Raw genomic sequence first — 24,917 nt, forward strand, 5'->3', positions numbered from 1 at the left:
ATGAGTAAATCGGTTACTTTATATTCGAAGGCGACATGTCCACTTTGTGATGAAGCGGCTTATCTTCTTGAGGAGTTACAGGAGGAAGTGACGTTCTCACTGCAAACGGTTGATATTTATAGCGATGAGGCGCTCTTGGAAAAGTTTATGCTCATGATTCCAGTTGTCGAAATCGAAGGTGAAATCGTTGATTATGGTCGAATTTCAAAAAAAACAATAAGAAAACGCTTACTTTAAAATTTTAAGTATAACATAGTTGCCCATGCTTTTGGCAACTGCTACAATGAAAATTGTAAGAAGTTCTTTTTGATCCAGGTGGGACTGAAAATGTCTAAGCGGGACATATTACGTCTCAGGAAAAAAGAAGAACAGCAGGGGAGACGAATTATGCGCTCATTATTGTCACTTCAACAAAAATTATTGCCGGACATGCTAGAAGTTATGAATAAGCGCTATCGGGTATTGAGACAATTAAGACTTATGCAGCCTATTGGACGTAGAAGTCTTGCGAACAGTTTGGATATCACCGAGCGGGTTCTCAGAAGCGAAGTAACATTCTTGAAAGATCAGGGGCTACTACATATGTCGATACAAGGTATGCACCTAACAGAAGAGGGTGAACAGCTTTTGTTGGAACTTGAACCGGTTATGAATGAAGTGTCCGGTCTCGATAACCTTGAAAAGCGTCTGAAAGATAAGCTTGGCATACCGGAAGTATTTATTGTCCCTGGTGATAGTGATGATACACCCTGGGTGAAAAAAGAAATGGGTCGAGCCGCTGTGGGACGCTTGAAAAAGTTTCAGCTAAAAGATAGAGTAATTGCTGTAACGGGCGGTACCACGCTCGCAGGTGTAGCCGATATGATGATTCCTTCTTCAGAAATGGAAGGAACGCTGTTTGTCCCAGCCCGAGGAGGTCTTGGTGAACAGGTAGAAAATCAGGCGAACACGATTTGTGCGAAGATGGCAAGAAAAGCCCATACTGACTATCGTTTGCTACATGTTCCAGATCAGTTGAGTGAAGAAGCATACCAATCCCTTATCGAAGAACCGGGCGTCAAAGATATCCTTGAGATTATTAAGTCAGCCGGTATTGTGGTTCATGGGATTGGGGAAGCTAGAACGATGGCACAGAGACGTAAGTCGACGCTTGATGTTGTTGAAAAAATCGAGCGAGAACATGCTGTTGCTGAAGCGTTTGGGTATTACTTCAATCAGTCAGGAGAAGTCGTTCACAAAGTGAAGACAATCGGACTGCAACTCGAAGATTTAGAGCGTAGCGAATTAGTCATTGCGGTAGCCGGCGGTCGTTCGAAAGCAAAAGCCATCGCAGCTTATCTAAAGACAGGGATTCAAAGCATTCTTGTTACAGATGAAGGTGCCGCTAAAGCGTTATTAGAGGGAGATTCCCTTTATTAAATAAAACACACCTCGGGAAACGAGGAAATTCAAGGAGGAACTACACAATGGCAACAAAAGTAGGTATTAACGGTTTTGGACGTATTGGACGTAACGTATTCCGTGCAGCATTAAACAACCCTGGTGTTGATATTGTAGCTGTAAACGATCTTACAGATGCAAACATGCTTGCACATCTTCTTAAATACGATTCCGTACATGGAGAACTTAATGTAGAAGTTGAAGTTAACGGCGAGAATCTTGTTGTTAACGGAACTGAAATCAAAGTTCTTTCTGAGCGCGACCCAGCACAACTTGGATGGGGAGATCTTGGTGTTGAAGTGGTAATCGAATCCACTGGCCGTTTCACAAACCGTGACGATGCTGCGAAGCACCTTGAAGCAGGAGCTAAGAAAGTTGTCATCTCCGCACCAGCTAAAGACGAAGACATTACAGTTGTTCTAGGTGTTAACGAAGACAAGTACGATGCAGCTAGCCATCACGTTATCTCTAACGCATCTTGTACGACAAACTGTCTTGCACCAGTAGCCAAAGTATTGAACGACAAGTTCGGTATCAAGCGTGGTCTTATGACAACAACTCACTCATATACAAACGATCAGCAAATTCTTGATCTTCCACACAAAGACTACCGTCGTGCTCGTGCAGCAGCTGAAAACATCATTCCAACATCTACAGGCGCTGCTAAAGCAGTATCTCTTGTACTTCCAGAGCTTGATGGTAAGTTGAATGGTATGGCTATGCGTGTACCTACACCTAACGTATCAATCGTTGACCTTGTAGCTGAACTTGATCAAGACGTTTCAGTTGACGAAGTAAACGCTGCTCTTAAAGAAGCTGCTGAAGGCGATCTTAAAGGATACCTTGGTTACAGCGACGAGCCACTAGTATCAAAAGACTACAACGGTAACCCGAACTCTTCAATCGTAGATGGTCTTTCTACAATGGGTATCGATGGAAACATGGTTAAAGTTATCTCTTGGTATGACAACGAGTGGGGCTATTCTAACCGTGTAGTAGATCTAGTCGACTACATCGCTGCAAAAGGGCTATAATAAGAATTGTTAATAGAGGAGGAGGAAGTCTTGGGCCTTCCTCCTTTTCCATTGTCTTTACTAACGATATAGCTTTATTTAAAAGGTGAACCTTTTAAAACTTTGTGCAGAGGAGGACGTGCGTGATGAACAAAAAATCAATTCGTGACGTTGAGTTAAAAGGCAAAAAGGTATTCTGCCGCGTGGATTTCAATGTACCTATGGAAGATGGAAAGGTAACAGATGAAACGCGCATTAAAGCAGCACTTCCTACGATCAAGCATTTGTCTGATCAGGGAGCGAAAGTCATTCTTGCAAGCCACCTTGGACGTCCAAAAGGTGAAGCTGTTGATGAGCTACGTCTTGATCCGGTTGCAGACCGCTTAAGCGACCTCATTGGCAAAACCGTTACAAAAACAGATGCAGTCTATGGTGATGAAGTTGACCGTGCGATTGCTGGTCTAGAAGATGGCGACCTTCTTCTTATTGAGAATGTTCGTTTCGAAGCTGGAGAAGAGAAGAATGATGAAGAACTTGCGAAGAAATTTGCTGCAATGGCAGATCTTTACGTAAATGATGCTTTTGGCGCAGCACACCGTGCTCATGCTTCAACAGAAGGTATCGCTCATCATATTCCTGCTGTAGCTGGTTTTCTTATGGAGAAAGAACTTGAAGTTCTTGGAAGTGCTCTAACGGAACCTTCCCGTCCATTCACAGCTATTGTTGGTGGAGCAAAAGTAAAAGATAAAATCGGTGTGATTGATCACCTACTTGATAAAGTAGATAACTTGATCATTGGTGGTGGTCTTGCTTATACATTTGTAAAAGCACTTGGCCATGAAGTTGGTTTGTCTCTTCTTGAAGAAGATAAAATCGATCTAGCTAAATCATTCATGGATAAGGCAAAAGAAAAAGGCGTTAATTTCTATATGCCACAAGACGTTGTAATTGGTGATGATTTCTCAAATGATGCCAACACGAAAGTGGTAAGCATTGAAGAAATTCCTTCCGATTGGGAAGCTCTTGATATTGGGCCGAAAACGAGAGAAACGTACAGCAAAGTAATCGCTGACTCTAAACTCGTTATCTGGAACGGACCAATGGGTGTATTTGAACTAGACGTTTATGCTAATGGTACAAAAGCAGTAGCTGAAGCACTTGCGAACGCAGAAGATACGTATTCTGTTATTGGTGGCGGTGACTCTGCAGCAGCGGTTGAGAAATTTGGCTATGCTGATCAAATGAGCCACATCTCTACTGGTGGCGGTGCATCTCTTGAGTTCATGGAAGGCAAAGAACTTCCGGGTGTTGTCGCACTTAACGACAAATAAAATACTTATGTTTTTAATCTTATAAAGGATGGTGAGTGAACATGCGCAAACCAATCATCGCAGGTAACTGGAAGATGAACAAAACACTTACGGAAACAAAAAGCTTTGTTGACGAAGTGAAAGGACTTATTCCTGATGGCAATCGCGTAGATTCCGTTGTCTGTGCTCCTGCTCTTTTCCTTGATTATTTAACGGATGAGCTAGAGGGTACAGCACTTCAAGTTGGTGCTCAAAATATGCACTTTGAAGAAAACGGCGCGTTTACAGGTGAAATTAGCCCTGTAGCACTTAACGACCTTGGAGTAGGCTATGTGATTCTTGGTCACTCTGAACGTCGTGAGCTATTTGGTGAAACGGATGAGATCGTAAATCAAAAAACTCATGCAGCGTTCAAACATAACCTAACGCCAATCATCTGTGTCGGTGAAACGCTTGAACAGCGTGAGAGCGACGTAACAGAAGATATCGTAAAAGCACAAGTTCAAAAAGCAATCGCTGGATTAACAAATGAACAGGTAGCTCAATCTGTTATCGCATATGAGCCAATCTGGGCCATTGGAACTGGTAAAACAGCAACAAGCGATCAAGCAAATGATGTATGTGCATTTATCCGCGGCGTCCTTAAAGACGAAACGACTGACGAAACAGCTAATGCGGTCCGTATCCAATATGGCGGCAGTGTTAAACCTGGTAACATTGACGAGCTTATGGGTAAATCCGACATTGATGGAGCTTTAGTCGGCGGCGCTAGCCTTGATGCGAAATCTTTCCTACAGCTTTTGGAGGCTGGTCAGAATGCCTAAAAAGCCAGAAGCTTTAATCATCTTAGATGGCTTTGGTCTTCGAGATGAGGAAAAAGGAAATGCCGTAGCACATGCAAATAAACCGAATTTTGATCGTTACTGGAACAACTACCCACACGCTACCCTACAAGCGAGTGGAAAAGCAGTTGGTCTTCCAGACGGTCAAATGGGTAACTCTGAAGTAGGCCACTTGAATATCGGTGCAGGACGCATTGTGTATCAAAGCTTAACAAGAGTTAATCTTGCAATCGAAGAAGGCGACTTCTTTGAAAATGAAACATTTCTAGAGGCAATTGACCATGTGAAGAAAAAAGGAACAAGCCTACACTTGTTTGGACTTCTTTCTGACGGTGGGATTCATAGCCACATTAAACATCTTTTCGCTCTTCTTGAACTTGCTGCAAAGCAAGGCCTTGAAGATGTGTACGTTCACGGTTTCCTTGATGGTCGTGATGTTGGCCAACAATCTGCGAAAACCTACATTCAGCAGTTAGAGGATAAAATGGAAGAAGTCGGAGTTGGTCGCCTTGCGACGCTCTCAGGCCGCTATTATTCCATGGACCGTGATAAGCGTTGGGATCGCGTTGAGAAGTCTTACCGTGCCCTGGCATACGGTGAAGGCCCTTCTTACAAAGACCCATATGAGCTAGTTGATGATAATTACAAAAATGAAATCTATGATGAGTTCGTTCTTCCTTCAGTTATGACTGAAGAAGACGGTTCACCGATTGCGACGGTTGATGATGAAGATGCAGTTATCTTCTTTAACTTCCGTCCTGACCGAGCAATCCAGATTTCACAAGTCTTCACAAATGATGATTTCCGCGGTTTCGATCGTGGAGAAGAACGTCCTAAAAATCTCCACTTTGTCTCACTTACTCGTTTTAGTGAAACAGTTGGAGGCGACGTTGCATTCAAACCAACAAACCTTGATAACACGCTTGGTGAAGTACTCGCTCAGCAGGATTACAAGCAGCTGCGTATTGCTGAGACAGAGAAATACCCACACGTTACGTTCTTCTTTAGCGGTGGACGCGAAGAAGAGTTTCCTGGGGAAGAACGCATTCTTATCGACTCTCCGAAAGTTGCAACCTATGACTTGCAGCCGGAGATGAGTGCCTATGAAGTGACGGACGCGTTACTGAAAGAACTCGATGAAGATAAGCACGATGCGATTATCTTAAACTTTGCGAACCCTGACATGGTTGGGCATTCCGGAATGCTTGAGCCAACAGTTAAAGCCATTGAGGCGGTTGACGAATGTCTTGGTAAGATCGTTGATAAAATTACTGAAAAAGGCGGACATGCCATCATTACCGCTGACCACGGGAATTCGGATGAAGTCACAACGCTTGATGGCGATGCGATGACGGCTCATACGACAAACCCTGTACCTGTTATCGTAACAAAAGAAGGTGTAGAGCTTCGTACAGATGGAATTCTTGCGGACCTTTCACCAACGCTTCTCGATTTGCTTGGCGGCAAGCAACCGAAAGAAATGACAGGAAAATCATTAATTAAATAACTTACATTTAAAGGAGATGACACGTTATGCCAATCATTACTGACGTTTATGCACGCGAGGTCCTTGACTCCCGCGGCAATCCAACAGTTGAAGTAGAAGTATTTACAGATGCAGGTGTTAAAGCACGTGCAATGGTACCATCTGGTGCATCCACTGGTGAATACGAAGCAGTAGAGCTTCGTGACGGTGACAAAGATCGCTATCTTGGCAAAGGCGTTGAAAAAGCAGTAGCTAACATCAACGAAACAATTGCTCCAGAACTAGTAGGTATGAGCGTTTATGACCAGCTTGGAATCGACCACATGATGATCGATCTTGATGGTACTGACAACAAAGGCAAGCTTGGTGCTAACGCTATTCTTGGTGTATCTATGGCTGTTGCCCGCGCTGCTGCTGAAGAGCTTGAACTTCCACTTTACGTATACCTTGGTGGATTTAACGCGAAAACTCTTCCAACACCAATGATGAACATTCTTAATGGTGGAGAGCACGCTGATAACAACGTAGACATTCAAGAATTTATGGTAATGCCTGTTGGTGCACCTTCTTTCAAAGAAGCACTACGCACTGGCGCTGAAATTTTCCACAGCCTTAAAGGCGTTCTAAAAGAAAAAGGTCTTAACACTTCTGTTGGTGACGAAGGTGGATTCGCTCCTAACCTTGGTTCAAACGAAGAAGCGATTCAAACAATTATCGAAGCAATCGAAAAAGCTGGCTACAAGCCTGGCGAAGAAGTTATGATCGCACTTGACGTAGCATCTTCTGAAATCTACAGCGACGGTAAATACAACCTTGCTGGTGAAGGCGTAGTGAAGACTTCTGAAGAGATGATCGAATTCTACAGCCAGCTATGTGAAAAATACCCAATCATCTCAATTGAAGATGGTCTTGACGAAAACGACTGGGAAGGTTGGGAGAAACTTACCCAAGCTCTTGGTGAGAAAGTTCAGCTTGTTGGTGACGATCTTTTCGTTACAAACACAAACAAACTTTCTGAAGGAATTGAGCGTAGCGTAGGTAACTCAATCCTAATCAAAGTGAACCAAATTGGTACACTAACTGAAACGTTTGATGCTGTTGAAATGGCGAAGCGCGCTGGTTACACAGCTGTTATCTCTCACCGTTCTGGTGAAACAGAAGATACAACAATCGCTGACATCGCTGTTGCGACTAATGCTGGACAAATTAAAACAGGCGCACCGTCTCGTACGGATCGCGTTGCTAAATACAACCAACTTCTTCGTATCGAAGATGAGCTTGAGCACCTTGCAATCTACGGTGGACGTAAGAGCTTCTATAACTTAGATAAGAAGTAAGTTTTGATGACCCCCGCGTGTAAGCGCGGGGTTTTTTGATGGGTTCTTTTCTTTTTTAGCCTTTGTTAATGAACAGTGTTGATTTTTGGCCCATTTGCGTGAAATCTCAGTTTCACGCAAATGAGCCAAAAATCAAGAAATCAATAATATGAGATAACATAGCCTTTTTTTAAAAGTGATTTTGTTTTGAGGACGGGCTTGTATGACGAGCCACACTTCGTAGCTGATTGTAGCGGAAGGTGCTCGACTCCTGCGGGATAAGCGGGACATGTGAGACCCCACAGGAGTGTAAGCGAAGAGGAGGCTCACCGCCCGCCCCGCGGAAAGCGAGCACCTGGAGCGCAAATCAGCCACCACTTTTATCGGAACAACGTCTACAAAAACAGTCGTTACCGTTCAATACGTGTTAACAAAATGTTAAGAAGGTATGAGAATGTCCTGTATTACCGAAATAGATTGCTTTTACTGAAAAATTTATGGTAAATTTATAGTATTGGAAAGGCTATAGTCCGGGAGGTGGAATCATGCATCTTGCAGCTACAATTGCATTAGTTATCGTTTCAATCTTACTTATTACTGTCGTCTTGCTTCAGTCAGGTAAAAGCGCCGGATTATCAGGAGCTATTACGGGTGGAGCTGAGCAACTATTCGGAAAGCAGAAGGCCCGCGGTTTTGAAGCGGTTTTAAATAGAGTAACGGTAGTACTTGCCGTATTGTTCTTTGTTCTTTCAATTCTCGTTGCGTATCTCGTGTAACGTGATCAAGAAAGCAGCAGGTGTTGAGTCACTTGCTGCTTTTTTTATTGTACTTTAAGAATGTTTAACCTTTTTTAAGGACTAAAGTATAAGATAAAATATGGCCTCCGCTATTACTTGGCGGCAAGTCAAGTTTTTCTAAAAGAAGCCAAAAGGAAGTTTTTTGTCGAATGGAAGAGGGAAATAAGATAAGGAGAACGAATTCCTTTTGCCTTCCGATCGAAACAGGTAAAATGCAAATAAAGGCCTCATTGGACAGGATAATTCGTTTATTGCAGGTCAAACTAACAGGTAGTTGATTTAGAGGAGGATCACATCATGAAAGTAGTAGCACCAAAGCCATTCACATTCGAGGGAGGCAATCGCGCGGTATTAATGTTGCATGGTTTTACAGGAAATTCAGCAGATGTACGAATGATGGGACGTTACTTGCAGGAAAGAGGCTATACGTGTCATGCGCCACAATATGAAGGACATGGCGTTCCGCCTGAGGAGCTTGTACATACTGGGCCAAAAGATTGGTGGAAAAACGTCACTGAAGGGTATGAAAAGTTGAAAAGCATGGGCCATGACGAAATCGCTGTCGTCGGCTTATCACTTGGAGGCGTATTTTCATTAAAGCTCGGTTATACTGTTCCTGTAAAGGGAATCGTGCCCATGTGCGCCCCGATGGATATGAAAGATGAAGAAACGATGTATCAGGGCGTCCTTTCCTATGCGAAGGAATACAAGAAATTTGAACGGAAATCACCTGAACAAATTGAAGAGGAAATGGAAGCCTTTAAAGAAACACCGATGAATACGCTTGGTGAACTTCGCGACTTGATCTATGATGTGCGTGATAACGTTGATATGATTTACGCTCCTACATTTGTGGCACAAGCGAGACATGATGAAATGATCAATACAGAAAGTGCTAACATCATTCACGACAACATCGAATCAGATGAGAAAAGTTTGAAGTGGTACGAAAACTCAACGCATGCCATTACACTAGGCAAAGAAAAAGACGAACTTCATAAAGACGTTCATGCTTTTCTCGATAGTCTAGACTGGTCAGAATAAACAACGAACTTATTTAAGAAGAAGGAAGGTGGAAGACAATGGCAGAAGAACATGAACAAAAAATATTGAGCTTCATGAAGGACGAAGCGTACAAACCGCTAACTGTTCAGGAGCTTGAAGAAGTATTTGGTGTAAAAGATTCAAGTGAATTTAAAGAATTTGTCAAAACATTAAACAGTATGGAAGATGCAGGATTAATCGTTCGCACAAGAAGCAATCGCTATGGTATTCCAGAGAAAATGAACCTCGTTCGCGGAAAATTACAAGTTCATGCAAAAGGGTTTGCTTTCCTTATTGCCGATAGCGATACTGGCGAGAAGGATGTCTACATTAATCAGGGTGATCTAGAAGGAGCAATGAACGGCGACCGCGTCATTGTAAGACTTCATCAAAAATCTTCTGGCACTCGTCCAGAAGGTACCGTTATCCGTATCATTGAGCGTGGTGTAAAACGCACAGTTGGTACATATTCTGATAGCAAGCACTTTGGATTTGTGATTGCCGATGATAAGAGAATTCCCCACGATATATTCATTCCAAAAGGAGCTACTGCAGGTGCTGTTGACGGCCACAAAGTCGTAGTTGAAATTACGAAGTATCCTGAAGGACGTATGAGTGCGGAAGGACGCATCACTGAAATCTTAGGTCATAAAAACGATCCAGGCGTCGATATACTGTCGATCATTTATAAGCATGAGCTTCCAGGCGAGTTTCCTGACACTGCAATGGAACAAGCTCATAAAACACCTGATCAAATTGATGAAAAAGAGATTGAAGGGAGACGCGATCTTCGCGAAGAAACAATTGTCACGATCGATGGGGCAGATGCGAAGGATCTTGATGACGCTGTTAATGTTGTAAAGCTTCCAAACGGCAACTACAAGCTCGGTGTTCACATCGCGGACGTAACGTATTATGTGACGGAAAACTCTCCGATTGATCAAGAAGCGCTTGATCGTGGGACGAGTGTGTATCTTGTCGACCGAGTGATTCCGATGATTCCACACCGTCTATCAAACGGAATTTGTAGTTTGAATCCTCAAGTGGACCGATTAACGATTTCTTGTGAGATGGAAATTACAACACAGGGTGAAGTGGTGAACCATGAGATTTTCCCAAGTGTAATCCGTACAAATGAGCGCATGACGTATACAGATGTACGAAAAATTCTTCAGCGTGAAGACGATGAAGTGCTAGAACGTTACAAATCTCTCGTTCCATTTTTCGATAACATGGGAGAACTAGCTGAAATTTTAAGAAAAGGTCGTTTCGAACGAGGTGCGATTGATTTTGATTTTGCAGAAGCGAAAGTGCTCGTTGATGAAGAAGGAACGCCTCAGGAGATTATTCAACGAGAACGCTCGGTAGCTGAACGCTTAATTGAAGAATTTATGCTTGTCGCAAACGAAACTGTAGCGCAACATTTTCACTTTATGGAAGTTCCTTTCATGTACCGTATTCACGAAGATCCAGATGCAGACAAGCTAAATACGTTTTTTGAGTTCATTACGAACTTTGGATACGTTGTAAGAGGAAATGCGAATACCGTACATCCACGTGCCCTGCAAAAGCTTCTTGAAGAAGTTAAGGGAGAGCCAGAAGAAGCTGTAATTAGTAAAGTGATGCTTCGTTCCATGCAACAGGCGAAATACTTCCCTGAAAGTCTTGGTCACTTTGGGTTATCGACAGATTTCTATACGCATTTCACATCACCAATCCGTCGTTATCCTGACTTAATCGTACACCGTTTAATCCGTACGTACCTATTTGAGAAAAAAGTGGATAACCAGACAACTTCAAAGTGGGGCGAAGCGCTTGGTGAAATCGCTCAGCACGCTTCCGCAATGGAACGCCGAGCAGTTGACGCTGAACGCGAAACTGATGATTTGAAAAAAGCTGAGTTTATGAAAGATAAAATCGGGGAAGAGTTCGAAGGTGTCATTAGTGGTGTAACGAACTTCGGTTTGTTTGTAGAGTTGCCAAATACGATTGAAGGTCTCGTTCACGTTAGTTATTTAACTGATGACTACTACCATTACGATGAAGGTGCTTATGCGATGATCGGTGAACGTACCGGTAACGTATACCGCATCGGTGATGAAATCGCCATTCGCGTCTTAAATGTTAATATTGATGAGCGAGCAATTGACTTCGAAATTGTTGGTATGAAGCCACCGAAAGAGCGTCGTCGTAGAGAAACTCCAAAAGTTATTGAAGGCGGAAAGCGCAAGAAGCGTGGAAAGTCCTCAAATAAAACAACAGATGCAGGGAAGAAAAAGCGTAAGTTCTCTCCGCCAAAGGATGGTCAGGGAACGAAAAAGAAACCGAAAAATAAAAAGAAAAAGCGTCGCAATAACAATGCTTAATTAACTTGATTTTTATCACGACGGTCAGAGTAAGTCGTCTTGACTTATTCTGACCAAATTGATATACTTGAATTCGACGTTTGAGAGGGGGGACGGTCATGCCAAAAGGTGATGGTGGACTCATTGCACAAAATAAGAAAGCAAGACACGATTATTCAGTTATCGAAACATATGAAGCAGGATTGGTTCTACAGGGAACTGAAATCAAATCCATCAGGGCAAGACGCGTAAACCTGAAAGACTCTCACGCCATTATTCGTAAAGGAGAAATCTTTCTTCTGAATATGCACATTAATGAATATGAGCAGGGGAATCGTTTTAACCACGATCCAACCCGTACTCGTAAGCTGTTGATGAAGCGAAAAGAGATTGATAAGCTCATTGGCCTAACGAAAGAACAGGGCTACACGGTAATTCCACTGAAAGTTTATATCAAGAATGGTTATGCGAAAGTACTTCTAGGCCTTGCGAAGGGTAAGAAGAAGTATGATAAGCGCCAAGATCTCAAAGATAAGACGATGAAACGTGAAGTGGACAAAGCATTGAAAGAACGTCAGCGGATATAGTTTCCATTTGAATGGAAGCTGATCTATGTTATAATTAAAATTACCGAAACAACATATTAAGCTTAACTGCTTACCCGTTTTCGGTTCTCATTTTCTTATATGGGGACGTTACGGATTCGACAGGGGTAGGTCGAGCTTAAGTCGCGAGTCGAGTTGGCGAGCTACGTTAAAAACGCCATGCCTATAACTGGCAAAGAAAACAACAACTTCGCACTAGCAGCGTAAGCTGTTTTGCGGTTCCTCCCTCCATCGCCCATGTGGTAGGGTAAGGGACTCAACTTAAGTGGGATACGCCAACAATCCACCGTCTGAGGAAAGTTGGAAGAGATTAATCAGACTAGCTACAAGGAAGCCTGTCGTTGGGCTGAATTGTAGTGAAACACTAATATAACGACTACACTCGTAGAAGCTTAAGTGCCGATACTTCTGGACGTGGGTTCGACTCCCACCGTCTCCACCAAATACATATTTGGTGGTTTTTTATTTGGAAAAAATCATCTCAATGAAAAAGCCCAGGGCTCTGGGCTTTTCTAGAATTAATTCGCTTTTTCTGTATGCTTCCCGTGGAGACGCTTCCTAAAAGAATCGGTTTGAGGAGTAACCGCAATACGACCGAGGGCTTTACCTAATCCAAAGGCAGGCATATTGCCATAAAGGGTTTCATAGTGAGAACTCGAAAGGTTATAAGTTTCATGATAGATCCCAACAGCGCGGTTATTGCCAACCTTTTGATTAAAGTTCTTCCATGCTTTCAAATGAACTTGACCATGGGCGTATTGACGAAGATCTTCAGATGAGCGCCAGTATTGAAGGAGTAACGTTGTTCGGAAGCTAAAGAAATTTTCCATAGAAAGGCAACCTAACTGCTTGTTGATGCTAAGCTCACGAATCATGCCAGGCATCGCAAGGAAGACAGGAAGCCATTTATGCACAGCCCACCATTGATTAATTCGCATCCCAATGAGAAATACCACAACGTCCTGTCCTTTATCCACCGTGTACCGTCCGTTAAAGACTTGCTTCGCCATATTCTATTACCTCCTTTGAGTAAGCTTCTTTTTGGCTTCGTCAGCCCATTCACTTGCTGCTTGCGTTGTCCGTATCCCGTAGTCTAGTGTTAAGAGCCAAAATTTTGCATCTTCTTGATCGCCATACGTTCCTCGTATCATCTCATCGATCGCCTGATAAGTATTCAAACGTTCTAGCAGTTTTAATTTGTAGTGATCCAATTGTTTTAAGTTTGTTTCGTTGCTCTGGTGATGGCTGAAAAAAAGTTTAAGCAACAACTCATTCTTTTCTACTCCAAGTTCTTCAATAGGAGTTTCCGTCCAATTGTAAAGGGCCTGGTAACCTAATGAGGTTAATTCATATTTCTTTTTATCAGGTTTTCCAGACTCACTCTCTTTCTGAACAGTGATCAATTCTTCCTCAAGTAGACTTTTTAGTGTAGGGTAAATTTGTCCGTAGCTGATTTTCCAGAAATGATTTAAACTTCCATCCATCATTTTTTTCATTGAATAACCCGTTTGACAACCGATCGTTAATAAGCCAAGAATCGCGAACTTTGTATGAAATTGTTTATCCACTTCTTCACTTCCTGTATCTTTTTGATATATATCATTTGGATATATCATACATTACCTTCAAACATATGGAAAGTCTGTTTGTCAGATTTTTATATCTACAACAAAACAAGCCGCCCACATGGACGGCTTGTTTTGTTAATCCTTATAATGCTACTTTTTCCTTTACCTCTAGATTACGCTGGTTAGATTGCAGACTTAATGTAGTTAATAAATGCACGAGAAGCATAAGAAATGTACTTTTCTTTTCTAAGGATAATGCCAAGGTCCCATGGGATCTCTGGATTTACGAGTGGAATTGAGACCACGTTGTTTTGGTTGATTTTAGTAAGAATAGATCTTGGGAAAAAGGTGACGCCGAGATTGTGACTAACCATATCGCTAATAAAGTCCCACTGAGAGCTCACGTAAGAAATGTGCGGTTCAAATCCAGCCAGACGACACTGTTCAATCATCTGGTCGTGTAACATAAAGTCTTCACTAAATAGGATGATCCGCTCATTTCGTAACTCGCTGATTGAGACTTTATTTTTTTCTGCGAATGGATGCGAACTGTGCACAAACAGCATTAATTCTTCTTTTTTGAATGGAAGTGTTTCAAATTTTGTTTCATCGACAGGCAAGAGTCCGACTGCAAAATCCAGTTCACCGTCGAGGATTTTTTGTTGGGCAATGTTGGCTCCATGCTCCATTAGTTCTATCGTAATATCAGGGTAGAGTTCTTGGAACCCTTTTAAGATACTAGGAAAGTAGAGGGCGCCGATGAGTGGGGGGAGGCCAACTTTGATGTGCCCTTTCTTTAAATTCATCATGTCATATAAATGAGAAGAAAGATCGTCGACCATATTTAAGATTTTCTCACCCTGCAAATATACGATTTTTCCTGCATCGGTTAGTTCACTTGATCGTGCCGAGCGATCGAGTAGTTCAACATCTAACTCAGCTTCTAAACTTTTCACCATTTTACTTAATGTTGGCTGTGAGATGTAGAGGGAGTGTGAGGCTTTCGTGAAGCTTTTTTGCTTGGCGACTTCAACGAAATAGGCTAACTGCTTAATGTCCATATGAAAGCTCCTGTCTCTATTCCTATTAGAATGAGAAATGCATTATGGTTTATTGTAGTCGCAAATCATACGCGAATTCAACCATTGACGGAGATTCTCTCCCTATTTTTGCTAGATCCGTTACATATGTAAAAAAAAGGGGTATTGATAGAGGCAAACAAATTTCTGTTGGAGGTGCTTGTTTTGAGTAAAAAAGTATTAATTCTTTCCGGTGATGCTGTTGAAGCTCTTGAGATTTTTTACCCATACTATCGTAGTCTTGAGGAAGGGTTTGACGTGACGATTGCTTCACCAACTGTTAAAAAACTCCAAACGGTATGTCATGATTTTACGGATGAAATGGAAACGTTTGTTGAAAAACAAGCCTATGGAATTGAATCACATGCTTCGTTTGCTGATATTAAGCCCTCAGAGTATGATGGATTAATTATTCCAGGCGGACGTGCCCCAGAATACATTCGAATGGACGAGAATGTACCAGCCATCGTGAGACACTTTTTTGAAGAAAATAAACCAGTAGGCGCGATTTGCCATGCGGCTCAGGTACTTAATGTCATTCCAGATATCATGAAGGATCGCGAATATACCGCCTATCCAGCATGTAAACCTGATGTCACCGCTTGTGGGGCTACATACATTGATGAGAAAGTCCATACGCGTGATAATCTCGTGTCAGGGCAGGCATGGCCCGATTTACCTGGATTTATGAAAGAATTTCTGAAACTAATGAAAGAGTTATCTTAATAAATTGTGAAGGGATATGGAATTAAAAACACGTAACGCCTTTCTAGCGTTTCGTGTTTTTTAGTTTTGAGGATATTTTGTTTGACCAATTGCAGAGATAACCGCTCCTGTAGCCTGAATCCAACTTCCGACAATATTAATATTTTCACCATCTTCGTTTCTTAATCCTTTAGCTCCAGCATATGCTTGCAAGGAATTACCTGTAGCTTGCAGGGAATTTCCGTATATACTATAAAGTACAGCTGCACTAGGGATTGATTCTAGCGCTTGAGCTAGAGAAGTAGCCCCTCCTAAAGCCTGAAGCAGGTTACCATCAATATCAAGTTTAATTTTTGTTTGTACATCTAAATCAAGTAGGATTCCAGAAATAACAGTAGAGTTTCCAATCGCTTGTATTTCATTTCCTATTTTATCGAGAGAAAGCTCCCTAATCGTGTCAGCTAAAATGGCATTTCCCGTTGCCTGAAGCACATTTCCTATTAAATTTAAACTGTTTAATATTTCGGAACCAATTGTAAAAAAAGATGATATTCCAATAGCAGAAATAACTGTACCAGTAGCTTGAATCCATGATCCGAAGACAGCTTTTAGCTGATCTTGTTCATTTTCATTATCCATAGCTTAACCGCCTACTCTATTGTTCTCCGTGATTTATACTATACATTCTAGCCACATCTTGTTAATGAATGTCAGTATGAACATCTCTTGTTAAGATCATCATATAAATAAGGAGGTGAAGGGAATGGCATTAGATGTGTTGTGCGAAGTCGCAAACTGCGTTCACAATCGTAATGGAAAAAGCTGTGGAGCAGACGAAATCTATGTTGTCAGTCATCAGGGGAATAAAGCACGTAATAGTGAAGAAACTGATTGTAAAACATTTGAGCCTGGTACCCTTTAAACTCTTCCAAGCGTTACGATAAAAAGTGAAGCCGTCCTCATCAGAGGGCGGCTTCTCAATGTTTTTGAAGCTATGGTCCTTATAAGAAGATAGCGGTCGCGAAAAGTTTACAAATAAATTCAGATAATTGTTTGCGTTAAAGTGCGAAAACTAGTATCATCAAAGAATATAAATTTTGAATTAAATAAATTGTCTAATTTTATATGTGAAGTGGAAGGGTGATTGGAATGGAAGGCAAAAAAGATCTTCGAATCAGAAGTAAAGTAATCAGTGAAGGTGTAAATCGAGTACCTAACCGCTCCATGCTTCGAGCAGTCGGTTTTACAGATGAAGATTTTAAAAAACCAATGATTGGTGTAGCGAGTACCTGGAGTGAAGTTACACCTTGTAACGTACATATTGATGCTCTTGCGCGTGAAGCAAAAGCAGGCGCTAAGGATAACGGCGGCGCGCCAATGATTTTTAACACGATTACCGTTTCTGATGGCATTGCGATGGGGCATGAGGGAATGTTCTATTCTTTGCCAAGTCGCGAAATCATCGCGGATTCAATTGAAACGGTCACAAATGCAGAACGTCTTGATGGCATTGTCGCAATTGGCGGCTGTGACAAAACAACGCCAGGTTGCTTAATCGCAATTGGTCGTATGAACATTCCGTCCGTGTACGTGTACGGTGGTACGATTCAGCCAGGTAAACTGAATGGAAATGATATTGACATCGTTTCGTCATTTGAAGCGGTAGGACAATATCAAGCTGGAACAATTAACGACGAAGAGTTGCACAAAGTTGAATGTTCTGCTTGTCCTGGTGCTGGCGCGTGTGGCGGAATGTATACAGCAAACACAATGGCATCTGCGGTTGAAGCACTAGGAATGAGTATCCCAGGATCATCCTCAACGCCTGCAGTGAATGATTATAAAGAAACTGAATGTCGTCAAGCTGGAGAACTAGTGGTTTCCCTTCTTGAAAAAGACATCTATCCTCGTGACATTATGACAAAAGAAGCATTCGAAAATGCGATCACGGTTGTCATGGCTCTTGGTGGTTCAACAAATGCCTTCTTGCATCTAACGGCAATGGCTCACTCAGCTGGTGTTGACTTATCATTGGATGATTTCGAACGCGTTCGCGAACGTGTTCCATACATTGCAGACATGAAGCCGAGCGGTAAATATGTCATGCAAGATCTATATGAAATTGGCGGCGTACCTGCTGTCATGAAGCTTCTTCATGAGCATGGCTTGCTTCACGGAGATTGCCTCACAGTGACAGGAAAAACGGTCGCAGAAAACTTGGCCGAAGCACCAGCGCTAAAAGAAGGACAAGAAATTATCCGTTCTCTAAATGATCCGATTAAAGCAAGTGGCCCACTTGTTGTTCTACGAGGGAATCTAGCTCCTGAAGGTTCTGTTGCAAAAATGTCTGGTCAGAAAATTAGTCAATTTGAAGGACCAGCTCGTGTTTATAATAACGAAGCAGAAGCAACGGCAGCAATCGAAGCGGATGATATTAAAGAAGGTGACGTTGTCGTTATTCGTAATGTAGGTCCTAAAGGCGGACCTGGTATGCCGGAAATGCTTTCCATTACTTCCATGATTGTTGGGAAAGGATTGAATGGGAAAGTTGCCCTTATGACAGACGGACGCTTCTCAGGCGGATCGCACGGCTTTGTGATCGGTCATGTCTCACCAGAAGCGTTTGTTGGTGGACCGATCGGCCTCTTGAAAGAAGGCGACACGATTACCATTGATAGTGACAAGCAACAAATCAATTTTGATGTAACAAACGAAGAGCTCGAGCGTCGCCGTGCTGAATGGATACGCCCTGAACTTCGATATAAGACAGGTATTCTCGGTAAATATGCAAGACTCGTTTCTTCATCCGCAAAAGGTGCAGTAACAGATCTTGATCTTGAGTAAATGGTAGTACGAAAGCCAGCTTCCTTCTATGTGGAGGAGCTGGCTTTTTCATTTTATTGAGCAAAGGAAATAATGAATTAGTGGAGAATGAATTCGTATAGGTAGAAAATAAAATCCAGAGGAGAGTGTCTCCCTTTGATCAAGAAAGATCATGATCCCCCGCATCATCTCCACAAATTATGCCTTTTACTTAACCGGCTTCCATCCTATCATTCGCGCATTGAAGAAGTGAAGCAGCAAATTGCCATGTACCAAGCAGGAATTTCAGGTGAAAAATCTCTTGGTTTTCCACTAAGTTTTTTAGATGATAAGCGGTTTTCAATCTATCATGACTTGCGTTTTTTTGACGGTGTCCATTATTTTCAAATCGATACGCTTGTTTTGACTCAGCACTATCTTCTCATTCTTGAAGTGAAAAATATCTCTGGGACTCTCATGTTTGATCGCACCTTCAACCAGTTCATTCGCATTTCCGACACGAAAGAAGAAGCCTTTCCTAACCCCCTCACTCAGGTGGAGCGGCAGCGCTCCCAACTTCGCGCTTTGCTTCAAAAAATGAATATCCCAGAAGTACCGATTGAAACGCTTATTGTTGTCGCTAACCGCAGAGCGGTCCTGAAAGCGACAGAGGAGGTTCAGTTCATTTCTTCAAAAGTGATTCGGGGTGAGTTTCTTCCGACAAAAGTGAATCTGCTAGATAAGAGGTATGGTGATGAGCGATTGACGGTGAAGGAAGTACGAAAGTTAGGGCGTATTCTTGTTAAGTTACATGAGCCGCTTGACCGAGACGTGCTAAAGCGCTTTTCAATTTCTCCGGACGAATTGATTGTTGGTGTTGCTTGTCCAGCGTGTGCTCGTCTGGCTATGCAGAGACTGCACGGGAGATGGTTTTGCGAATTATGTGGCGCTCATTCGCGTGATGCCCACTTAAGGGCGCTTCAAGATTACGCATTAATTGTGTCTAGAGAAATTACGAATCAGGAGGCGAGGCGGTTTTTGAGGATGGATTCCGTCTCTGCCACATCAAAAATGTTAAGAGCGATGAACCTTCAGTGTGAGGGCATCAAAAAAGGGAGGAAGTACTTTTTAGAAGTGGATTTGAACAGGTTTAGCCAATAAATTTCAATTTTGGCCAATAAAACTCAGATATGGCCAATATATTCTGGATTTAGCCAATAAAATAGTAATTTGGCCAATAAACCCCTCCCGATCCACGTCTGGGCCTCCCGCGGCACCCCTGGCATCTTGCAAAACCCGCCCAACTCTCTAAAGAAGTTCCGACAATAACAAAAAGCCCGCCACACACCCATGGCGGACCTCCATCACTAGTTAGAAGACCCAGGTTTCTCGAAATTAAGATCCCAGATCACCCCATAGGCATCCTTTACTTTTGCAAATGTTGCTCCCCAGAAAGTATCTTGAAGCTCCATATATACCGTTCCTTTTTCTTTCAGGCGGGCATAGAGCGACTCGATTTCTTCAGAGCTATCCAGTTCGAGTGCAAGAGAGATGTTATTCCCTACAGTTACGTTTTGATTCAAAAAAACATCGGAAACCATGAAAAAGAGGTCATCTTTTTTAAAGCGTGCATGCATGATGTGATCGTCCAGTTCTGGTGGCGTTTCGAAGTTTGCTTCTCCAAACGTTTGAACATCGGTTATTTCCCCTTCAAAGACTTCCTTGTAGTATTCTAAAGCCTCACGAGCTGTGCCTTCAAATGAGAAATAAGGAATCGGGTGGTGCTTCATAGCTTTCACTCTCCTTTAAAGTAAGTCAGTACTTGTCTATCTACGTCTAGTATAACGGCATGAGGAGGAATAACAAAGAACGGTCGTTCGTCATGAAATGCCACATTTCTACTTAATCGTGTGGACACCCTACTTATAAAAAGGAAGAGCACTTCAACGTAGCGAATTAGTCAAACAATAGGAGGTGCTTTATGTATCAGAAAGTAATCGATCCAAGAGTTTCAGAAACAGACGGAGCAGGACACATTAATAATACGGTCATTCCGGTTTGGTTTGAATCTGGTCGCGATCCGATCTTTCGTTTGTTTAACCCAGATTTAAGTTTCCATGACTGGCACTGCGTTCTTTTGAAAATGAATGCACAGTACATGTCTCAAATTTATTATGGAACGCCGATAACTGTTTACACATGGATTAAACGAGTTGGTCGAACAAGCTTTGAAGTTTATGAGGAAATTCATCAGAACGAGAGCATTTGTGTCAAAGGAAGCGCGACTTACGTGAACTATCATTTTGATGTACAAAAAAGCATGCCGATTCCAGATGAGATTCGAAGTCAGCTTGAAGACCATCTTTACGACACTGAAAAAGCCACCAGCGAGTAATTTCGCTAGTGGCTTTTCATCGAGGAACTTAAATGTTGATTTTAACATCAGCATCTTTTTTAAGTTTGTCGATCAGTTCTTGCGTTTTCTTATTTTTCTGTTCACCTTCTAGACCTTCTTTGATCTGAGGTTTCACATCTTCATAAGCAGGCATTTCTTCAGAACTACCCTGTTCTTTTGCCTTCTCATAGTATTCTTTCATTTCTTCTTCGCTAACTTCATCAACTTTAATTTCTTGATCGATGTACTTCGTATATTGAATGTTTTTCGCGATTTCTTTTTCAAGATCTTCCATCGTCATGTCACTTTCTTTAAGTGCAGCTTCGAATTTTTTCTCATCTTCAAAGCCTTTTTTGACATTCTCAAGCTCTTCCTTAACTTTATCATCGGAAGCTTTAATGCCTTCTTCTTGAGCTGCTTGAAGGATCAGTTCCTGACCTACCATGCTTTCAGCGACTTGTTTTTTCATTTGATCTAGCTGATCTTTTGGTACTTCTTGACCCATTTGCACATATTGCATTTGGCTTTGAGTATAAAGGGCATTAAATTCTTCCCCTTTAATTTCTTTATCATTGACGGTCGCTACTACTTTGTCTGCATCGACTTCATCAACTTCCGGTTGCTCTTGCTCACCGGCTTTTTCTTCTGTCTTTGTATCTTCTTGTTTTTTGTCATTACTGCTCTCTTCATTTCCTCCACAGGCTGCTAATACTACGATTAATAAACCTGTTATAAATAGGTAAGTTAATTTACGCAATTCACATGCTCCTTTCAAAAGGCTGTGTCTATTGTTCCACAAAAGAGTCGACTTGAAAACCCCTATCAGTAAGTATGGGATAAAAAACACATTCTTATTACAATCTTTCATGAAGAAGGCATAAGCACTACATTCTTATGCAACTGTTGCATAGTTTAAATAAGTAGTTTTATGAAAAGGGGAGACGGTATGATTAACGGAAGAGAGTATATTGAACGGATTGACGCGCTCCAAAATGAAGTATGGATTGAAGGAGGACGGTGTTCAGGCAAATTATCGGAACTGGCGCCTTTTAAAGGCATTTTAAAAAGCAAAGCCGCCCTTTATGATTATCAATGTCAGCCTGCTAATCAAAAGTTGTTTCGATATTCAACACCTGATTGTAAAGGAGACTATGGTTTTTCTTATCATCAGCCTACGTCGATTGAAGATCTCACGAATCGCCGCTTGGCAACCCAGGAGTGGGCAAGATTAAGTGCAGGACTGATGGGAAGGTCACCAGATTATATGAATACACTACTTATGACGCTTGGGAATGCAGCACCGCATTTTGCACGAGATCAGAAAGCTTTTGGAGACAATATTAAGAGATTATATGAAACTGCAAGAGAGAAAGATTTGTCCATCACACATACGTTTATTAATCCACAGGTTAATCGATCGGCTACTCAGTACATTGATGATACGGATGTCACAGCTGCCAAAGTGGTTGAGGAAAAAAAAGAAGGAATCGTCATTAAAGGTGCGAGATTGTTAGCTACCCAGGGGGGATTAACAGATGAACTACTCGTTCTACCTGCCGGAGGCTACACATTGGATGATGCTTATTTATTCGGTTTTATGATTCCTTCTGACACCGAAGGACTGAAATTCATCTGTAGGGAATCGTTTTGCTATCGTGATTCCCGATTTGATCATCCTCTCGCTTCACAATTTGAGGAAATTGATTCTATCGTCGTATTTGAGGATGTTTTAGTCCCTTGGGAATGTGTCTTTCTTTATAAAGATGCTCAAATTGTTGGAGAGATGGAAGAAGCGACTGGTATGTACACGTTCTTGCAATTTCAAGCTGTGTGCAGGCAGGTAGTAAAGGTAGAATATATTCTTGGACTATGTGAGTTAATGGGAGAAGCCATTCAAATTCAAGAGTACGAGCATATTAAGTTAAAAATGAGTGAAATTATCATGACGCTTGAAATTATGAAAGCACTGCTAGTCACTTCTGAAGTCAATAGTCGGATTAATCAATATGGTACGCTTGTTCCGCAGAGTCAGCCATTGAAGGCTGCCATTCAATATTTTTCCGGTGTTTATCCAAGATTAATCGAGATCATACAACTACTTGGTGCAAGTGGGCTGATTTCAATTCCTACTGAGAAGGACTTTAATTCAGACATTCAAGAAGATTTGGCGAAATATCTTCAAGGGGCAAACATCAATGCAAAAGAACGCGTGCAGCTATTTCGAATGGCGTGGGATTTTGGGATGAGTGCATTTGGTTCCCGGCAAACCCAATTTGAACGTTTTTTCTTTGGAGATCCAATACGACTTTCAACGATTCATTACAACCGTTATTTCACTCAACCTTATGTTGATATGGTTCAAGCTTTTTTGGAGGAAAGGAAAAAGTAAAAGTAAAAGTAAAGCCGCAATAATGCGGCTCTTTCTTTTGTTTATAAGAAATTTTGATTTTGAAAACGTTTTCTTTTTGGGGGAGGAAACAGGAGAATTGTTACCGAATGAAGTTGAAGTACCTTATTACATAAAGGAGTTGAATGTATGCTTAAAGCTTCCATCTCATTATCAAATCGGATCATGCAACGGTATTTGCCAGATCCGTTTTTGTTTGTGATCATTTTAACATTCGTTGTATTTGCGCTCGGGATGATTTTTACCGGAAGTTCACCAGTTCAGATGGTTCAATACTTTGGAGAAGGATTTTGGAGTTTACTTGCTTTCTCCATGCAAATGGTGCTTGTTCTTGTCACTGGCTATGTACTCGCAAGTAGCCCCCTTTTTAAGAAAGGTCTACTTTTTCTTGCAAAAAGAGCGAAAACACCGGGACAAGCGATCGTATACGTCACACTCGTATCTCTGCTTGCAAGCTGGATCAACTGGGGGTTTGGTCTTGTTATTGGAGCGCTCTATGCGAAAGAACTTGCGAGGCAGGTGAAGAAAGTCGATTACCGTTTGCTGATTGCGAGTGCTTATAGTGGTTTTCTTGTGTGGCATGGGGGGCTTGCTGGTTCCATCCCCCTTACCATTGCCACGCCTGATCATTTTACAGCTGAGTTGATCGGCATTGTATCAACGAATGAAACGATTTTTTCTTTGTTTAATTTAATGATTGTTGCATCTCTCTTTCTTCTTTTACCTATTATCAATTATTTCATGTCACCTTCAGAAGATGAGCGTGTACATATTGATCCAAACTTGCTTGAAAAAGGGCACGTGGAGGCGGCGAGTCTTGAAGGAGAATTAACGCCAGCCGAAAGACTAGAGAATAGTCGCATCATTTCTTTGGTTATTTCAATTGTGGGGCTCGCCTATTTGGTTTATTATTTTGTGAATGCAGGATTTGAATTGAATCTGAACATCGTCAATTTTGGTTTTCTTTTTCTAGGAATCCTATTTCATGGAACACCCCGTCAGTTTCTAGAATCAGTAAGTAATGCGGTGAAGGGAGCGAGCGGGATCATCATACAGTTTCCTTTCTACGCAGGTATTATGGGAATGATGGTGGCTTCTGGACTAGCTGCTCAGCTTTCACAGGGCTTTGTTTCGATTTCAAATGAATTTACGTTTCCGTTCTTTGCATTTTTAAGTGCGGGGATTGTAAATTTCTTTGTACCGTCTGGTGGAGGACAATGGGCGGTTCAAGCACCGATTATGCTTGATGCCGCAAAGGAATTAGGGGTATCGATTCCAAAAACAGCGATGGCTGTAGCATGGGGAGACGCGTGGACAAATATGATCCAACCGTTTTGGGCTTTACCAGCCCTTGCCATTGCGGGGTTAAAAGCAAAGGACATTATGGGGTATTGCTTCATCGTATTGATTGTAAGCGGTGTGGCGATTTCGCTCGGCCTTGTCTTTATCCCCTAGGAGCGGTGAGTATAAGTAGAACAGAAGCTTGTTTAAGCGGCTTCTGTTCTTCATTGTCAATGAAGCCTTAATGGTTATCGTTCGAGCGAAGCTTTTGATTTCGTATCACGCCATAAATCGCCAATACAATGAAAAAAAAGCAAAGTATGACAAAGGTGAAGGAATATCCTACTTTTTGATCCTGATACATAGTGAATGCATACAAGGCCATGGCAAGCGCGCTTATGAAAAGGTTTATGATAATTAGAAAATGAAGTTTTGGTTTATCCATTATTTACCTCCCTCTATAATATCTTAACATATCAACG

At 41.9% G+C, this 24,917-nt stretch carries 25 protein-coding genes and 1 other RNA gene; 19 read left to right on the forward strand and 7 right to left on the reverse strand.

Annotation, left to right across the window (positions count from 1 at the left end):
• The 12 genes from PQ578_RS03190 (at window position 1) to ssrA (ending at window position 12,640) form a co-directional block, all read left to right on the forward strand.
• Window positions 1-237 carry a glutaredoxin family protein gene (locus PQ578_RS03190; RefSeq protein WP_273832171.1) on the forward strand — a complete coding sequence of 79 codons (237 nt, stop codon included), beginning with the start codon at window positions 1-3 and terminating at the stop codon, window positions 235-237.
• Window positions 238-387: 150 nt separating this feature from the next.
• The gene (locus tag PQ578_RS03195; RefSeq protein WP_098445838.1) at window positions 388-1,419 is read left to right on the forward strand and encodes a sugar-binding transcriptional regulator; all 1,032 of its coding nucleotides are present in this window, start codon (window positions 388-390) and stop codon (window positions 1,417-1,419) included.
• A gap of 47 nt (window positions 1,420-1,466) precedes the next feature.
• Entirely contained in the window at window positions 1,467-2,474 is a 1,008-nt protein-coding gene (gene gap, locus PQ578_RS03200; protein WP_098445018.1) for a type I glyceraldehyde-3-phosphate dehydrogenase, read from the forward strand.
• Between the two features lie 125 nt (window positions 2,475-2,599).
• Window positions 2,600-3,784, forward strand: coding sequence for a phosphoglycerate kinase (locus tag PQ578_RS03205; protein WP_273832172.1), 1,185 nt, complete (start codon window positions 2,600-2,602; stop codon window positions 3,782-3,784).
• 41 nt (window positions 3,785-3,825) lie between these two features.
• Complete coding sequence (gene tpiA, locus PQ578_RS03210; protein ID WP_098445016.1) at window positions 3,826-4,587, forward strand: triose-phosphate isomerase; 762 nt, start codon at window positions 3,826-3,828, stop codon at window positions 4,585-4,587.
• Complete coding sequence (gene gpmI / locus PQ578_RS03215) at window positions 4,580-6,112, forward strand: 2,3-bisphosphoglycerate-independent phosphoglycerate mutase (RefSeq protein ID WP_273832173.1); 1,533 nt, start codon at window positions 4,580-4,582, stop codon at window positions 6,110-6,112. The genes tpiA and gpmI overlap by 8 nt, the downstream gene beginning before the upstream one ends.
• A gap of 26 nt (window positions 6,113-6,138) precedes the next feature.
• Window positions 6,139-7,428: a phosphopyruvate hydratase gene (gene eno, locus PQ578_RS03220; RefSeq protein WP_098445014.1), complete on the forward strand. Its 1,290-nt coding sequence runs from the start codon at window positions 6,139-6,141 to the stop codon at window positions 7,426-7,428.
• Window positions 7,429-7,952: 524 nt separating this feature from the next.
• Complete coding sequence (gene secG, locus PQ578_RS03225) at window positions 7,953-8,183, forward strand: preprotein translocase subunit SecG (protein WP_224596343.1); 231 nt, start codon at window positions 7,953-7,955, stop codon at window positions 8,181-8,183.
• A 318-nt stretch (window positions 8,184-8,501) separates the two neighbouring features.
• Window positions 8,502-9,248, forward strand: coding sequence for an alpha/beta hydrolase (locus tag PQ578_RS03230; protein ID WP_273832174.1), 747 nt, complete (start codon window positions 8,502-8,504; stop codon window positions 9,246-9,248).
• Window positions 9,249-9,286: 38 nt separating this feature from the next.
• Entirely contained in the window at window positions 9,287-11,614 is a 2,328-nt protein-coding gene (gene rnr, locus PQ578_RS03235; RefSeq protein WP_273832175.1) for a ribonuclease R, read from the forward strand.
• Window positions 11,615-11,712: 98 nt separating this feature from the next.
• The gene (gene smpB / locus PQ578_RS03240; protein ID WP_048311765.1) at window positions 11,713-12,180 is read left to right on the forward strand and encodes an SsrA-binding protein SmpB; all 468 of its coding nucleotides are present in this window, start codon (window positions 11,713-11,715) and stop codon (window positions 12,178-12,180) included.
• 101 nt (window positions 12,181-12,281) lie between these two features.
• Window positions 12,282-12,640, forward strand: a transfer-messenger RNA (tmRNA) gene (gene ssrA / locus PQ578_RS03245).
• A 76-nt stretch (window positions 12,641-12,716) separates the two neighbouring features.
• On the opposite strand, the gene PQ578_RS03250 is transcribed toward ssrA, so the two are convergent.
• The 3 genes from PQ578_RS03250 to PQ578_RS03260 form a co-directional block, all read right to left on the reverse strand.
• Window positions 12,717-13,208, reverse strand: a complete 492-nt coding sequence (locus PQ578_RS03250) for a DUF4188 domain-containing protein (protein ID WP_273832176.1) — start codon at window positions 13,206-13,208, stop codon at window positions 12,717-12,719.
• Window positions 13,209-13,214: 6 nt separating this feature from the next.
• Window positions 13,215-13,766 (reverse strand): PadR family transcriptional regulator, encoded by a 552-nt coding sequence (locus tag PQ578_RS03255; protein ID WP_273832177.1) that lies wholly within the window; start codon window positions 13,764-13,766, stop codon window positions 13,215-13,217.
• Window positions 13,767-13,948: 182 nt separating this feature from the next.
• A complete protein-coding gene (locus tag PQ578_RS03260; RefSeq protein WP_273832178.1) occupies window positions 13,949-14,827 on the reverse strand; it encodes a LysR substrate-binding domain-containing protein in 879 nt (292 codons plus the stop codon).
• A 183-nt stretch (window positions 14,828-15,010) separates the two neighbouring features.
• Between PQ578_RS03260 and PQ578_RS03265 the strand changes: the two genes are divergently transcribed.
• Window positions 15,011-15,571 carry a DJ-1/PfpI family protein gene (locus PQ578_RS03265; RefSeq protein ID WP_273832179.1) on the forward strand — a complete coding sequence of 187 codons (561 nt, stop codon included), beginning with the start codon at window positions 15,011-15,013 and terminating at the stop codon, window positions 15,569-15,571.
• A 60-nt stretch (window positions 15,572-15,631) separates the two neighbouring features.
• Here PQ578_RS03265 and PQ578_RS03270 read toward each other — a convergent pair whose 3' ends face one another.
• Entirely contained in the window at window positions 15,632-16,189 is a 558-nt protein-coding gene (locus PQ578_RS03270) for a DUF6944 family repetitive protein (RefSeq protein ID WP_273832180.1), read from the reverse strand.
• Between the two features lie 124 nt (window positions 16,190-16,313).
• On the opposite strand from PQ578_RS03270, the gene PQ578_RS03275 reads away from it, so the two are divergent.
• The 3 genes from PQ578_RS03275 to PQ578_RS03285 all read left to right on the forward strand — a co-directional run bounded on the left by PQ578_RS03275 (window position 16,314) and on the right by PQ578_RS03285 (window position 19,513).
• Window positions 16,314-16,472, forward strand: a complete 159-nt coding sequence (locus PQ578_RS03275; protein ID WP_098445005.1) for a DUF1540 domain-containing protein — start codon at window positions 16,314-16,316, stop codon at window positions 16,470-16,472.
• Between the two features lie 227 nt (window positions 16,473-16,699).
• Window positions 16,700-18,394: a dihydroxy-acid dehydratase gene (gene ilvD / locus PQ578_RS03280; RefSeq protein WP_273832181.1), complete on the forward strand. Its 1,695-nt coding sequence runs from the start codon at window positions 16,700-16,702 to the stop codon at window positions 18,392-18,394.
• 135 nt (window positions 18,395-18,529) lie between these two features.
• A complete protein-coding gene (locus PQ578_RS03285; protein WP_273832182.1) occupies window positions 18,530-19,513 on the forward strand; it encodes a nuclease-related domain-containing protein in 984 nt (327 codons plus the stop codon).
• 206 nt (window positions 19,514-19,719) lie between these two features.
• Here PQ578_RS03285 and PQ578_RS03290 read toward each other — a convergent pair whose 3' ends face one another.
• Window positions 19,720-20,142, reverse strand: a complete 423-nt coding sequence (locus tag PQ578_RS03290; protein ID WP_273832183.1) for a VOC family protein — start codon at window positions 20,140-20,142, stop codon at window positions 19,720-19,722.
• A 191-nt stretch (window positions 20,143-20,333) separates the two neighbouring features.
• Here PQ578_RS03290 and PQ578_RS03295 point away from each other — a divergent pair, with 191 nt between their 5' ends.
• The gene (locus PQ578_RS03295; protein ID WP_273832184.1) at window positions 20,334-20,747 is read left to right on the forward strand and encodes an acyl-CoA thioesterase; all 414 of its coding nucleotides are present in this window, start codon (window positions 20,334-20,336) and stop codon (window positions 20,745-20,747) included.
• A gap of 28 nt (window positions 20,748-20,775) precedes the next feature.
• Here the strand turns inward: PQ578_RS03295 and PQ578_RS03300 are convergent, their stop codons facing one another.
• On the reverse strand, window positions 20,776-21,504 hold the full coding sequence (locus tag PQ578_RS03300; protein WP_160917820.1) for a SurA N-terminal domain-containing protein: 729 nt from the start codon (window positions 21,502-21,504) through the stop codon (window positions 20,776-20,778).
• 189 nt (window positions 21,505-21,693) lie between these two features.
• Between PQ578_RS03300 and hpaB the strand changes: the two genes are divergently transcribed.
• Entirely contained in the window at window positions 21,694-23,136 is a 1,443-nt protein-coding gene (gene hpaB / locus PQ578_RS03305) for a 4-hydroxyphenylacetate 3-monooxygenase, oxygenase component (protein ID WP_273832185.1), read from the forward strand.
• Window positions 23,137-23,283: 147 nt separating this feature from the next.
• On the forward strand, window positions 23,284-24,609 hold the full coding sequence (locus PQ578_RS03310) for a short-chain fatty acid transporter (protein ID WP_273832186.1): 1,326 nt from the start codon (window positions 23,284-23,286) through the stop codon (window positions 24,607-24,609).
• Between the two features lie 67 nt (window positions 24,610-24,676).
• On the opposite strand, the gene PQ578_RS03315 is transcribed toward PQ578_RS03310, so the two are convergent.
• On the reverse strand, window positions 24,677-24,880 hold the full coding sequence (locus PQ578_RS03315) for a hypothetical protein (protein ID WP_273832187.1): 204 nt from the start codon (window positions 24,878-24,880) through the stop codon (window positions 24,677-24,679).
• Between the last annotated feature and the right edge of the window lie 37 nt (window positions 24,881-24,917).

Source organism: Guptibacillus sedimenti (assembly GCF_028610665.1).
Taxonomy (GTDB): domain Bacteria; phylum Bacillota; class Bacilli; order Bacillales; family Guptibacillaceae; genus Guptibacillus; species Guptibacillus sedimenti.